Origin of the sequence: Accumulibacter sp. (assembly GCF_036625275.1) — a bacterium.
GTDB lineage: Bacteria > Pseudomonadota > Gammaproteobacteria > Burkholderiales > Rhodocyclaceae > Accumulibacter.
On sequence record NZ_JAZKUD010000035.1, the window covers coordinates 1 to 12,971 of the forward strand.

Consider the following 12,971-nt stretch of genomic DNA (forward strand, 5'->3'; position numbering starts at 1 on the left):
ATGTCCGATCCAGAGCCCATACGTCGAAGTCTACCCAAACTCGGCTTCTGTGTCCAGCCCTCCGCCATCTGCTCAGTCGCCGACTATCGGCCGCCGCCTCCGACTACGGGTTCACCGAATACTTACCCCTTCTGGATAGTTTGCGTATCGAAGTCTTTGAAACATGGCTGGAAAAGGTCTGAATATGGACGACCACGATCATTCCCATCCGCATCCCGCAGCGCTTGACGAGGCGCTTCCCGGATATTACGAAATCATGGAGACGGCCATTCGAGAGCTGCTCATCGAAAAGAAACTGATCGCTCCCGGCGAGATTCGTCGACAAATCGAGGTACTTGACTCCCGCACGCCTGCGTTGGGAGCGAAAGTCGTCGCGCGAGCGTGGGTTGATCCGGGCTTTCGGGCTCGTCTGCTCACCAACGGCCGTGCGGCCTGCGAAGAGTTGGGTATCAGCTTCTACGACGACACCCAGCTCATCGTTCTGGAGAACACCGACAAGGTTCACAATCTCATCGTTTGCACGCTCTGTTCCTGTTACCCGCGCCCGGTGCTCGGCCTTCCGCCCGACTGGTATAAAGCCAGGCCATACCGCGCCCGCGCCGTCAAGGAACCGCGGCAAGTCTTGTCCGAGTTCGGTACCGAGATTCCTGAAGACGTCGAGATTCGTGTCAGCGACTCGACGGCGATCCAGCGTTATCTGGTATTGCCACAGCGTCCGGCAGGCACCGAGGATTTTACCGAGGAACAACTCGCCGCCATGGTCACCCGCGACGCGATGATTGGCGTGATCAAAGTCAACCTTGAACACCGGATCAATTCATGAGCCAAACCGAACACCTCCTGAAAACACTGCCGAATGACATTGGCGGCTTGCCGGCGGATCGCATCGAACGCATTGACCACGTACTTGAGCCTTGGGAGAAGCGCTGCCACGCACTGGCGGATGTCCTCGATTTTCATAAGATTCTCAGCACGGAGGAAAAGCGCCGAGGCGTCGAGTCGCTCGGTGCGGAGATGATCGGCCAGCTTACCTATTACGAACGCTGGATCGTCGCTTTCGCAAATATTCTCTTTCAGAAGGGAATTCTCACGCCCGATGAACTGGCGAAGAAGATGGATGAAGTCGAGAGACGGCAGGCTGAATGACGAATCCGGTCTGTGACCCACTTGCTCATGATTGTGGGTAGAGCGGTATCCTGGATGGCAGAAGAGCGTTCTCCGAGACGGGGAATCGACAAACGCCGGACGAAGCGGATTTCTCACGTATCTTGCAATACCGGGTGGCCTTGCAGGCAGGGGTGAAGGCAAGGCGTCCCTCCCACCCAGCCTGCGGCATCACCCGCTCCCGTCGCTCCCCCGTATCAGTGCCAGCATATCCGCGTAGCTCAGCCTGCCGCCGTCCTCGGTGCCGGCGAGCAGACCGTCGGCCAAGTCGCGCTTGCCGGCGTGCAGTTGCAGGATGCGCTCTTCGATGGTGTCCTGGGCGACCAGGCGATAGATCGTGACCGGGCGCTCCTGGCCGATGCGGTGGGCGCGGTCGGAGGCCTGGTCTTCGACGGCGGGGTTCCACCAGGGGTCCATGTGGATGACGTAGTCGGCAGCGGTCAGGTTGAGCCCGGCGCCGCCGGCGCGCAGACTGATCAGGAACAGTTCGCCCTCACCGGCCTGGAAAGCGGCGACCGCGGTGCGGCGCTGCGCCTCGGGGGTCGATCCGTCGAGATACTGGTAGCCGATGCCGCGCGAATCGAGGTGGCTGCGGAGGAGCTTGAGGTGATCGACGAACTGACTGAAGACCAACGCCTTGTGACGGTTGTCGAGCAGTTCGTCGACGACCTCGGCGAAGGCCTCGAGCTTGGCGCTCGGCAACTCGCTGTCGGGTAGCGCGAGCCGCGGATGACAGCAGGCGCGGCGCAGACGCATGATCTCGGCGAGGAGCTGCATGCGCTGCTGACCGGGGTGAGTCTCCGGGGCTTCTTCGAGGCGTTCGATGGCTTGCCGGCGCAGGGCTTCGTAGAGCGCCCTCTCGCCGCTGCTGAGCTCGATCTGCAGGGTGATCTCGGTGCGCGCGGGCAGCTCGCTCAAGACCTCGCTCTTCAGGCGGCGCAGAATGAAGGGCCGCAGCAATTGGCGCAGTCGCTGCCGGGCATTCGCGTCCCTGGCCTGCTCGATGGGAATCGCGAAGCGCCGGTTGAAGGTCTCCAGCGAGCCGAGCAGGCCGGGATTGATGAAGCGGAAGAGGTTCCACAGCTCGCCGAGGTGGTTCTCGACCGGCGTGCCGGTGGTGATCATGCGAAACGCGCCACGCAGGCGCATCATCGCCTGCGAGCGTTTGGTGAGCGCGTTCTTGAACGCCTGCGCTTCGTCGGCGACGATGGTCTGCCACGATACCTCGGCGAGGCGTTCGCCCTCGCTCTGCAGAAGACCGTAGCTGCAGACGATGAGGTCGAAGGGGCCGGCCTGTTCGAGCAGCGCGGCGCGGTCGGCGCCGCCGAAGCGCAGTGGCTTGAGCGTTGGGGCGAAGCGCTGCGCTTCGTCGATCCAGTTGCCGCAGACCGACATCGGCGCTAGCACCAGTGTCGGGCCTTCGGCGGCCCGCGACACGATCAGTGCCAGCGCCTCGACCGTCTTGCCAAGCCCCATGTCGTCGGCGAGACAGGCGCCGGCGCCCCAGTGGGCGAGGCGGGCGAGCCAGCGGTAGCCTTCGGCCTGGTAGTCGCGCAGCTCGGCCTGCAGCGTCGAGGGGAGTGGCGGTTCGAGGGCCTGCAGCGCGGCCAGCCGGTCGAGCAGCGCCCGCCACGCCGGATCGGCCTCGACCGTCATGCCGTCGATGATCTCGTCGATGGCCGGCGCCGCGAAGGGGTGGAAGCGGCCGTCGTCGGCCACCAGTCCGCGCAGCTTGTCGAGGCGCCGGCGCAGGGCCTGGCTGAGGATCAGATAATCGTTTTCTCCGAGGCGGACGAAGCGGCCCTGGGCGGCAGCCGCGCGCTCGAGCAGCTCGCGCATCGCCAGCACGCGCCCGTCATCGAGGGTCAGCTCGCCCTCGATCGCCAGCCAGTCGGCCTGCTGCCGGAGGGTAACGCGCATCTGGCGGAGCTGGGTTTCCTTGCCAAGGCCGATGCGCTTGCCCTGCGGCCAGTCGAGCACAACCGCATCGCCGAGGCGATGGAGCTCTTCGAGTGCGCTCAGGGCCTGTTCGAGGTCGTCGAGGTGCCAGCTCCAGCCGTCGTTGCCGGCGAGTGCCGGGCATTGGCGGATCACCGCACGGGCCGCAGCCAGCTCGCTCCGGAGATCGCGGGGGCAGCGCAAGGCGCGACCGTCACGCTCGCTGAACAGGGTCGCCCCGCCCTGTCCCGGCCGGAACTGCGGGCCAGCGTCACCACCGGGGTGAACATAGCACTCGAGGCCGAGGCCGCCCTCGAAAGCGTTCAGGTGCAGGTGCGGGCGCGGGTCGGCGACGATCGTCTCGGCAACGCCGGCACCGCCGCCGATGTCGGAGTGAACGGTCAGCAGTGGAGCGACCGCGGTGAGCCCTTCGAGCAAGCGCGGCTCGGCGCCCTTGGGAACACTGAGTCCCGTCGGGCCGAGAATGCGGGCGATTTCCCGGTGCCGGACATCGAACTGGACCAGCCGGATGCGCTGCGGGGTCTCCTCGACCGGCAACAGCGACCGGTTCTCGGCCGGGAAGGGTTCGATGCTGACCAGCAGGTCCTTACTGCGCCGCACCGCTGCCAGCGTCGGCAGCGCCCGCACCAGTTCGACCGGAGTGTCCGCAGTCGCGTTGCGGACGACCAGGGGGTGGCCGACGGCGGCCAGCAGGGCGCGTTCGGTGTCGATCCGATAAACGGTTCGCGCATAGCCGCCGTACCAGCTCGCTTCCTGCTCGCGGACGATGCAGGCGCAGATCTCGCGGTCCTGGGGCGTCAGATAGGGAAAATCTTCGGGGGTCTCGGCGAGCCGCTGCAGCGCCACCGGCCGGCCCTGGCTCCAGCCGCCGCGCTTGCTGCGCTTCTGCTCGCGGGGTTCGAGCAGGGCATCGTTCTGGTGCAGTTCGAATACCCAGGCCATGCGCAGGTCGGCGGTCTCGGGCACAACGCTGCCAGGACCGGCGGCCTGGTTGCCGAGTCCCTTGAGCGCATCGAGGGCAATCTCCCAGGCCGCCCTGGGGGTCAGAAGATCGGTCATCAGGACCACCCCGGCGGGCGAATCGCCAAGCGCCGCAAGGGTCGGGGTCGCGCCCTCAAAGCCGAAGGCCACCAGCAAGGCGACGGCCTCGTGCGCATACCAGTCGATTCCGGCCTGCGCCGCCTGCTCGGCACAGGTCGCCAGGGCTTGCAGCGCGTCCGCCGCCGGGCGCTCGCCAAGCCAGTGCAGCGCCAGCAAGCGGAACAGGATCGGGAAAGCGCGGCGCACGCTCAGGCTGGACCGCAGCCAGACGGCGTCGTCCAATGGGCGTTGGCCGGCCAGCACCGCGGCCAGGTCGCCGAGCACCCGGAACCCTTGCTCGATGGGGTCGGTCACGCTGGCCCGCAGACAGAGGGCCACTTGCCGCAGCACCCGTTCGTAATCAGCCTTGCCGCCGCGGTGCAGCAGGGCGATGAGATAGAGGGCACCGGCAATGCGCGGCGTATAGACGTTGCGCTTGCGGCTCAGCTTGCGCGCCGACAGCTCGGCGGCCTCGATCCTCTCGATGGTCTGTGCGTAATCGCCCTGAAGAAAGCGCAGCCAGCCTTGCAGGGCCAGCGCCTCGGGGTCGCTCCGACCAGCGAGCAGCACCGGCACCGCATCCAGGCGGCCGCGCAGCAGGTACTGCTCGGCCAGTGCGTCGGCAACGTCCGGGCGGGTTGTGGCCAGGGGAGTCAGCAGGCGCTCCATCAGCACGTAGTGATCGGGTTGTGGAACCAGTTCCAAGGCCGCTTGGTGCAACAGCGGGGCGAGGGCCAGGATCTGGAGACGGAGATCCTGGCCGGCGATCCATTCCGGGTCCGGCTGGGACAGGCAGACCTCGGCCAATTGTCGAACCTGGTGATAGGGGATTCGGGCCAGCGATGCAGCCGGGCCGATCCCGAGCTGTTGCAAGACTTCGTCTGCGCGCCCGCCATAGAGCGCGTTGCGCAACACCCGCAAGCGGCGCATCTCGCTCGGCTGCTCCCAGGAATTGCGTAGCGGCGTCGGGAAGCAGTGCTCTGCGGCTTCGACGATCGTCGCAAAGGTGCCGTCGGCGACGGTCTCGCGGGTCAGGGTTTCGCGCAGGTCGGGACGACAGAACAGCGCGCCCTTCGGTAGATCGATCAAGCCGTCGCTGAGTAGCCGCTCGCGCAGGGTCTTGTTCAGCAGGCCACTCAGTGGGGCGCCTGCTCGGTCACGCCAGGCGAGGGCGTCGAGGATCTGTTGCAGCACGGTCTGCCCGACCGATTCGCAGACCACCGACAACACCCGCAGGATGCGTTGCTCGTCGGGGCTCAGGAGCTCGTAGCGCGCGTGCAGCTCAGCCAATGGGGGTTTCGGGCAGGACCAGGCCGAGCCTGGCGAGTCCCTTGCGGAAGGCCGCGAGCTTCGGAGCGGGAACACAGACCAGGCGGTCGCCGGCACGCATGCAGTGCGGCGCGGTGCTCGGGTCGGAGGAGAGTAGCGCGGCAATGGCCGCGTCCTTGCAGCGGATCAGGCGCGCCGATCCGGCGTCGGCGAGAGCGGAGGCGCGTTCGTCGACGCTCTCCAGCAATTGGCGAAACTCCGCCGGCAGCTCGCCCATGGTCGCGGCATCGAGGAAGTCGCGGATGCGCCCGCGCTCGTCGGCATCGGCACTCTCTCGTAGCAGGGTATCCGGGTCGAGTCGCCAGCGATCGGCAGACAAGGGCTGCGCGATGCGCTCGAGGAGCAGCCGCTCCGCAGGCTCCGGATCGCGCAGCAGGGTCAGGCCGAGGTCGGCGCCGGTGGCCAGTAGCGGCGGCTTCTTCTCGATGGTCGGTCGGTAGTCCGGGGTCAATCCGAGGCAAAAAGCGCCGAGGGCATTGAGGCGAACATAGCGCAGGCCATCGTAACGGCTCAGGAACAGGAAGTCGTCGGTTCCCCAGGCCTCGCTGTAGTCGGATCTGGCGTGGTAGGGGCGGGTGTAGGCGACGTCGAGCAGGCCGAGCGTCGCCAGATACTCGAAGAGATAGGCAAGGATATAGCGCGCCTGCAGGATCTCGAAACTCCCAAAGCCCTCGTGGCCCAGGCTGCCGTAGTTCGGATCGGAAAAGTACAGGGCCCAGGCGTTGTCAGTGACTTCGAAATCGTGGTTGCGAAACCGCATCTGGCGGAAGAACTCGTCGAGGGAGATCCAGCGGCCGACGGGACAGCAATCCTTGAGGGCCTCAGCGATCACCGTACGGCGATCGGCAAGGGCACTGAGCTGTGCCGACCGGCTGGTCTGGCCCTTGATCAGGTCCACGCGGCGCAGTTCGTCCGGCGCCCCCTTCGCCTGCCAGCGCTCGAACAGATGCGCGACGACCGTTTCGAGCGGCTGCGACAGCGCTTTGCTGCCGCGGGCGGTCAGCGCCAGCTTGCCGCCGTCCAGCTTGGCCAGCCCCGCGACCTGCAGCAGCAGCGGCCAGGCAAAGGGGCGAATCGGACGGATCGCCCCGCCCGCCCAGCGCTGGCTGCCCAGATCGTCTTCCGGCCGGTACCAATCGCCGCCGAGCAGGATCGACTCCAGTTTTGCGACTGCGGCACTGCTCGGCAGGCCGGTCTTCGGACCGACCGCGATGCCGCCCTGTCCGATCAGCCGCAGCACCGCCGGCAAGTCATGTCGCACCTGCGCCTCGGTGGCGACGAGGCGCAGCGGCTCGGATGCGCCGGCCGCCCCATGCGACGCAACGGTGGCCGGCAGATCCTCGTCGCTCAGGGTGGTGATCGCCAGCTCGGCAGGCCGCGGCGCCAGCCCGGCCAGGCGTGGCAACAGGTCCTCGGGGATCTCGCCATGGTAGAAGAAGAGCTTGAGGACACTGGGCTGTTCGACCTTTGACGTGCCCCAGGAAATATAGCTGCGCCGCCCGAAGGACTCGGGGATCTTGCCGTACCTGAGCCGGAAGCGCTCCGAGTCGAAGCGCCCTCCCCAGTGGTGGGCCGCCTCGGCGATGGCGTCGATGTCCAGTGCGGACAGGTGCTGCCAGACGCTGCTCAGATCGCCGGCCAGAAGATACCGGGCGAGCGCCTCGATGATGTCCGCCTTGCGCGTCGAGCGGTCGCCCGTCGGCGTCAGGTCGCGTCTCTGCTTCAGCTCGTCCACCGTCAGGAGATTCAATTGCTCGTGTAGTTTCATGGTCGTTTTTGCTGGGTGAAGACATGTGCCTGTGTCGCATGCGCCCGGCCAGGCCAGTCGAGTGCGCCGGGGTGCGTATTTTAACGTCAGTTCGGGATAACGAAGCCGGAAATATGGCGCTAACGCATTGATATGAAAATGATGGTGGCCGGTGCTATCTTGGTAGATTGAAGGCACGCCTTGATTAACCACACCTCACAGAGGCCCATCATGGACGATCTTACCGAGACTGACTGCTTGATCGACGATTTTTACAAAGCGTTCGAACCCCAACTCAAGGCCCGACTACTGACTGATGGCAAGCCTCATCGGTCGAGGAAATGCACGGTCTCCATGCCGGAGTTGATGACGCTGGTGGGGCTGTTCCATCAGATTCGCTATCGACAGTCCAAACCCTTCTATCTGAATCATGTGTGCCAACACCTGCGCGCCGAATTTCCCCGATTCCCGTCGTATCAACGGGGTGTCGAGTGGCTACCCCCGCTGCGCGATAGCGCTGGCGACTCTATTCGAAGCGCTGACGGGCAAGTGCTCCGGAGTGTCGATTGCCGATTCGACTCCCCTCATTGTCTGCGAAAACCCACGGATTTCGTCGCACCGGGTGTTCCGGGGGATGGCGGCGCGCGGCAAGAGTTCTACCGGCTGGTTTTTCGGATTCAAACTTCATCTGGTCATCAATCACTTGGGTGAGTTGCTGGGCGTCAAGCTCACGCCAGGCAATGTCGATGACCGCAAACCCTTGGGCGACTTTGCCGATCGGCTCTTTGGCAAACTGTATGCCGACCAGGGCTATATCGCCCAGCGGCTCACCGCCTTCCTCAAGAATCTTGGCATTGACTTCGTGACTCAGGTCAAGAGAAACATGAAGCCCGTCACCTTGACTCCCTTTGATGAGGCGATGCTACGACAGCGATCTCTCGTGGAAACCGTCATCGACGAACTGAAAAATCTCTGTCAGATCGAGCACACCCGCCATCGCTCGCCCATCCATTTCAGTGTCAATTGGCTGGCCGGCTTCATCGCCTATTACCGCATGCCAAACAAACCACGACTCTCGCTACAAGACACCCGCCGGCTCTCCCAAACCCCAAAACTTATCCCGAACTGACGTTATCCTTATCAGGACAAGGGTGTCAAGCAAAACTGGAACGCCTTGGGGTGTCCTGAAACGAAGCTATTTTATTCCCACTCGATTGTTGCAGGCGGTTTGCCCGAGATGTCGTAGACCACCCGGTTGATGCCACGCACCTCGTTGATGATTCGGTTCGAGACTTTTCCCAGCAGGCGGTGTGGCAGCTCTGCCCACTGTGCGGTCATGAAGTCCTGGGTTTCGACGGCGCGCAGGGCGATGACGTATTCGTAGGTTCGTCCATCTCCCATGACCCCCACCGATTTGACTGGCAGGAACACGGCGAATGCCTGGCTGGTCTTCTCGTACCATCCGGCGGCGCGCAACTCATCAATGAAAATGGCGTCGGCGCGGCGCAGCAGGTCGGTGAATTCGGGCTTCACCTCGCCCAGAATACGCACTCCCAGACCGGGACCGGGGAAGGGATGGCGGTAGACCATGTCGTGCGGCAGCCCGAGTGCGACGCCGAGTTCGCGCACTTCATCCTTGAACAGTTCGCGCAACGGTTCGAGCAGCTTGAGGTTCAGTTGCTCGGGCAGGCCGCCGACATTGTGATGACTCTTGATGGTGTGTGCCTTCCTGGTTTTCGCACCGGCGGATTCGATCACGTCGGGGTAGATCGTTCCCTGTGCCAGCCAGCGGGCGTTTTCGAGCTTGCCGGCTTCGGTCTGGAAAACCTCGACAAACTCGCGACCGATGATCTTGCGCTTCTGCTCGGGATCGCAGACGCCCTGCAGGTGGTCCATGAATTGCGCCGTGGCGTCGACATGCACCACCCTGACGCCGAGATTGCGGGCAAAGGTGTGCATCACCTGGGCGGCCTCGTTGAGGCGCAGCAGGCCGTTATCGACGAAAACGCAGGTCAGCCGGTCACCGACCGCGCGGTGAATCAGCGCTGCCGCGACCGACGAATCGACGCCGCCCGAGAGACCCAGAATCACTTCTTCAGTGCCGACCTGTGAACGTACCTTGTCGACTGCCTCGGCAACGTAATCGGGCATGTTCCAGTCGTTTCCACAACCGCAGATGTCGTGCACGAAGCGGCCGATGATTTCCCTGCCCTTGAGCGTGTGCGTGACTTCGGGGTGAAACTGCACGGCGTAGAAATTGCGATCCTCGTCGGCCATCGCTGCAATGGGCGTCGATTCGTTGCTGCCGATGACCCGGAAGCCCGGCGGCAATTCGGTGACCTTGTCGCCATGGCTCATCCAGACGTCGAGCAAGCCGTGACCCTCGGCATTGCGGCGATCCTCGATGCCCTTGAACAGTGCGCTGTGGCCACGCGCGCGCATTTCGGCATAGCCGAATTCACGTCTGTTCGAGCTTTCGACCTTGCCGCCCAACTGCTCGGCCATGCTTTGCATGCCGTAGCAGATGCCGAGCACGGGGACGCCAAGCGTGAACACCAGCGACGGTGCCTTGAAGTCCGCAACCTCGTAGACCGAATTCGGACCCCCGGAGAGAATGATGCCTTGCGGTTTGAAGTCGCGAATGAACTCTGCCGTGACATCGTAAGGATGCAGCTCGCAATACACCTGCTGCTCGCGGACGCGGCGAGCAATCAGTTGGGCGACCTGTGAGCCGAAGTCGAGAATCAGGATTTTTTGATGGGACATCATCAGTCCTCAAGTGACACGGGCGGCTTCCTGCCGCCCGCCGAGGGTCGATTGCCGCTCAATCGACGTGGTAATTCGGAGCTTCCTTGGTGATCTGCACATCATGGACATGCGATTCCCGGACTCCCGCCGAAGTGATTTCGACAAAAGTGGCCCTGGCATGCATTTCATCGATCGTCCGGCAGCCGAGATAGCCCATCGACGAGCGCAGGCCGCCCATCAACTGATGAATGACGGCGAGCACCGGTCCCTTGTAGGGAACCCGACCTTCAATGCCTTCGGGCACCAGTTTGTCGACATTGGCGGCGGCGTCCTGGAAATAACGGTCGGCGGCACCCGCGGCCATGGCACCGATCGATCCCATGCCACGATACGACTTGTACGAACGTCCCTGAAAAAGTTCCACTTCACCGGGAGCCTCTTCGGTTCCGGCAAACAGACCGCCAAGCATGACCGCATCCCCCCCCGCGGCAATCGCCTTCGAGATGTCACCCGAGTAGCGTACGCCACCGTCGGCGATCACCGGCACGCCGCTTCCCTGCAGGGCATCGTAGACCATCTGGATGGCGGTGATTTGTGGAACGCCGACGCCGGCGACGATGCGCGTGGTACAGATCGAGCCCGGACCGATGCCCACCTTGACGCCGTCGGCACCGTGCACAAGCATCGCCAGTGCGGCGTCGGCGGTGGCGATGTTGCCGCCGATCACTTCGACCGTCGGAAAGTTTTTCTTGATCCAGCGGACGCGGTCGAGAACACCTTGCGAATGCCCGTGCGCGGTGTCGACGACCAGCACGTCCACACCCGCTTCGGCCAGCAGTTCGGCGCGTTCCTCGGTACCAGGGCCAACGCCGACGGCTGCGCCGACCCGCAGGCGGCCGGACGCGTCCTTGCTGGCGTCCGGGTGCTCTGTGGTCTTGATGATGTCCTTGACGGTGATCAGGCCGCGCAATTCGAATGCGTCATTGACCACCAGAACGCGCTCCAGCCGGTGTTTGTGGATCAGGGCCTTGCCTTCCTCGACGGTGGCCCCCTCACGTACGGTGACCAGGCGATCGCGCGGGGTCATGATGTTCCGGACGGGCTGGTCGAGCCGGGTTTCGAAGCGCAGGTCGCGGTTGGTGACGATACCGACGACGGTCTGGCCATCGAGCACCGGTACGCCGGAGATCTTGTGCAGATGGGTCAGGGCCAGCACGTCACGAACCGACATGTTCGGTGGAACGGTGATCGGATCCTTGAGAATGCCGGATTCGAAACGCTTGACCCTGGCGACTTCGGCGGCCTGTGCCTTGGGGCTGAGGTTCTTGTGCACGATTCCGATGCCACCCTCCTGTGCCAGGGCGATTGCCAGGCGACTTTCGGTGACGGTGTCCATGGCCGAGGAAACCAGTGGCAGATTGAGGCTGATATTGCGGGTCAGACGTGCCCTGAGGGTGACGTCGCGCGGCATGATCGACGAGTGGGCGGGAACGAGCAGGACGTCGTCGAACGTCAGCGCCTTTTGGATTAAACGCATGGCCTTTGATCCGAGGTCACAAAAACGTATTATACCGCGTGCTCCCTGACCGCTGACGGTCATGGCCATGCCCAGCATCCAGACCATCAAAGCCATGACCGTCTTCTTCACTCCCGACCCCTTTCTCCCGCTTGCAGACGAGGGAGAGATCCGTCAGCTGCTGACGCGATTTTCACATTGAATGAACATGAAGCGATTCCTATTGACTGCTGCCAGCGTGCTCTTTGCCCTTGCGGCGCAGGCCCAGATCTACCAATGGCAGGATGAAAATAACCGTACCGTGATTTCCGACTTGCCGCCCAGCGGCAAGGTCCGGCAGCAACGCAAGATCGAGACGGAAACGCCGACAGCAAATGCCCCCACCGGCAAGACGATGGCTGACCGCGAGATGGAATTCCGCAAGCGTCAGAAAGACTCGCGGGAAGCGGCCGAGAAGGCCGAAAAGGAACAGCGCATGGACGTGCAAAGGAAGGAAGACTGCGAGGCTTCCCGCCGTGCCTTGCAGGTTTTGGAGTCCGGCGAGCGCCTGGCGCTGCGCGACAGCAAGGGCGAACGTTACTTCATCGATGACGCGCAGCGTGCGCAGGAGATTGCCAAAGTCCGCGAGGCGGTACAGGTGCACTGCAAGTGAGCGCCTGGCAAGCTACTCGACCTCGCTGTCACCGGCCCCTTTTTTCATGACCTTGCCTTCAGCGGCTCGTTGCTTGCGCACTTCCTTCGGATCGGCGAGTAACGGTCGGTAGATCTCGACGCGGTCGTGATCACGCAGCGTGGCGTCGAGCTTGCTGAGCTTCGCGAAAATACCGACCTTGTTTTTCGCCAGATCAATTTCCGGATGCTTCTGCAGCAGTCCCGAAGCCTCGATCGCCTGCCGTACGGTGCTGCCCACCGCTAGCCGAACGCTGACCAGCTGCTGCTTCGTCGGCAAGGCATAGACCACTTCGATGGTCAGCATCTCAGGCATTGGGTACACCATGGACATCGTACGCACGCTTCACGAAGGCGTCGACGAAAGTATTGGCAATCTGGCTGAAGACCGGCCCGATGACCTTTTCGAACATCTTGCTGGAGAACTCGTAGGAAAGCTGGAACTCGATCTTGCAAGCATGCGCAGCAAGTGGTTTGAAATGCCACACCCCGTCCAGCCGGCGAAACGGGCCATCGACCAGGTTAATGTTCATCGAGAATGGAGAATCCTTGTTGTTCTCGGTGGTGAAGTGGGATTTGACGCTGCGGTAGTTGATGTGCAGGGTGGCGATCGTTCTCGTGTCGTCGCGGAAGATGCAGCGTGTCAGGCTGCACCAGGGCAGAAACTGCGGGTAGTCCTCGACGCGGTCGACCAGGTCGAACATCTGTTGCGACGAATGTTCGATCAGCACCGATTTCCTGACCATGGCCATCTGCTGC

The 12,971-nt window shown here is 63.4% G+C and carries 9 protein-coding genes and 1 pseudogene; 4 read left to right on the forward strand and 6 right to left on the reverse strand.

Annotated features, from left to right (window positions below):
• Positions 1 to 184: 184 nt before the first annotated feature.
• Together nthA and V5B39_RS12270 are read left to right on the forward strand one after the other, a co-directional pair.
• Entirely contained in the window at positions 185 to 823 is a 639-nt protein-coding gene (gene nthA / locus V5B39_RS12265) for a nitrile hydratase subunit alpha (protein ID WP_332343182.1), read from the forward strand.
• Positions 820 to 1,146: a nitrile hydratase gene (locus V5B39_RS12270; protein ID WP_332343183.1), complete on the forward strand. Its 327-nt coding sequence runs from the start codon at positions 820 to 822 to the stop codon at positions 1,144 to 1,146. The genes nthA and V5B39_RS12270 overlap by 4 nt, the downstream gene beginning before the upstream one ends.
• A gap of 189 nt (positions 1,147 to 1,335) precedes the next feature.
• On the opposite strand, the gene V5B39_RS12275 is transcribed toward V5B39_RS12270, so the two are convergent.
• Together V5B39_RS12275 and V5B39_RS12280 are read right to left on the reverse strand one after the other, a co-directional pair.
• On the reverse strand, positions 1,336 to 5,493 hold the full coding sequence (locus V5B39_RS12275) for a DEAD/DEAH box helicase (protein WP_332343184.1): 4,158 nt from the start codon (positions 5,491 to 5,493) through the stop codon (positions 1,336 to 1,338).
• Positions 5,486 to 7,300 (reverse strand): hypothetical protein, encoded by a 1,815-nt coding sequence (locus tag V5B39_RS12280; RefSeq protein ID WP_332343185.1) that lies wholly within the window; start codon positions 7,298 to 7,300, stop codon positions 5,486 to 5,488. The genes V5B39_RS12275 and V5B39_RS12280 overlap by 8 nt, the downstream gene beginning before the upstream one ends.
• 210 nt (positions 7,301 to 7,510) lie before the next feature.
• Between V5B39_RS12280 and V5B39_RS12285 the strand changes: the two are divergent.
• Positions 7,511 to 8,408, forward strand: a pseudogene (locus tag V5B39_RS12285) (IS982 family transposase).
• A 71-nt stretch (positions 8,409 to 8,479) separates the two neighbouring features.
• Here the strand turns inward: V5B39_RS12285 and guaA are convergent.
• Together guaA and guaB are read right to left on the reverse strand one after the other, a co-directional pair.
• Positions 8,480 to 10,045 (reverse strand): glutamine-hydrolyzing GMP synthase, encoded by a 1,566-nt coding sequence (guaA, locus tag V5B39_RS12290; protein ID WP_332343186.1) that lies wholly within the window; start codon positions 10,043 to 10,045, stop codon positions 8,480 to 8,482.
• A gap of 58 nt (positions 10,046 to 10,103) precedes the next feature.
• Positions 10,104 to 11,564 (reverse strand): IMP dehydrogenase, encoded by a 1,461-nt coding sequence (gene guaB / locus V5B39_RS12295; protein WP_332343187.1) that lies wholly within the window; start codon positions 11,562 to 11,564, stop codon positions 10,104 to 10,106.
• 187 nt (positions 11,565 to 11,751) lie between these two features.
• Here guaB and V5B39_RS12300 point away from each other — a divergent pair, with 187 nt between their 5' ends.
• Positions 11,752 to 12,195 carry a DUF4124 domain-containing protein gene (locus V5B39_RS12300; protein WP_332343188.1) on the forward strand — a complete coding sequence of 148 codons (444 nt, stop codon included), beginning with the start codon at positions 11,752 to 11,754 and terminating at the stop codon, positions 12,193 to 12,195.
• A 12-nt stretch (positions 12,196 to 12,207) separates the two neighbouring features.
• Here V5B39_RS12300 and V5B39_RS12305 read toward each other — a convergent pair whose 3' ends face one another.
• Positions 12,208 to 12,528 carry an RnfH family protein gene (locus V5B39_RS12305; protein ID WP_332343189.1) on the reverse strand — a complete coding sequence of 107 codons (321 nt, stop codon included), beginning with the start codon at positions 12,526 to 12,528 and terminating at the stop codon, positions 12,208 to 12,210.
• A complete protein-coding gene (locus V5B39_RS12310) occupies positions 12,521 to 12,964 on the reverse strand; it encodes a type II toxin-antitoxin system RatA family toxin (RefSeq protein WP_332343190.1) in 444 nt (147 codons plus the stop codon). The genes V5B39_RS12305 and V5B39_RS12310 overlap by 8 nt, the downstream gene beginning before the upstream one ends.
• Positions 12,965 to 12,971 lie beyond the last annotated feature (7 nt).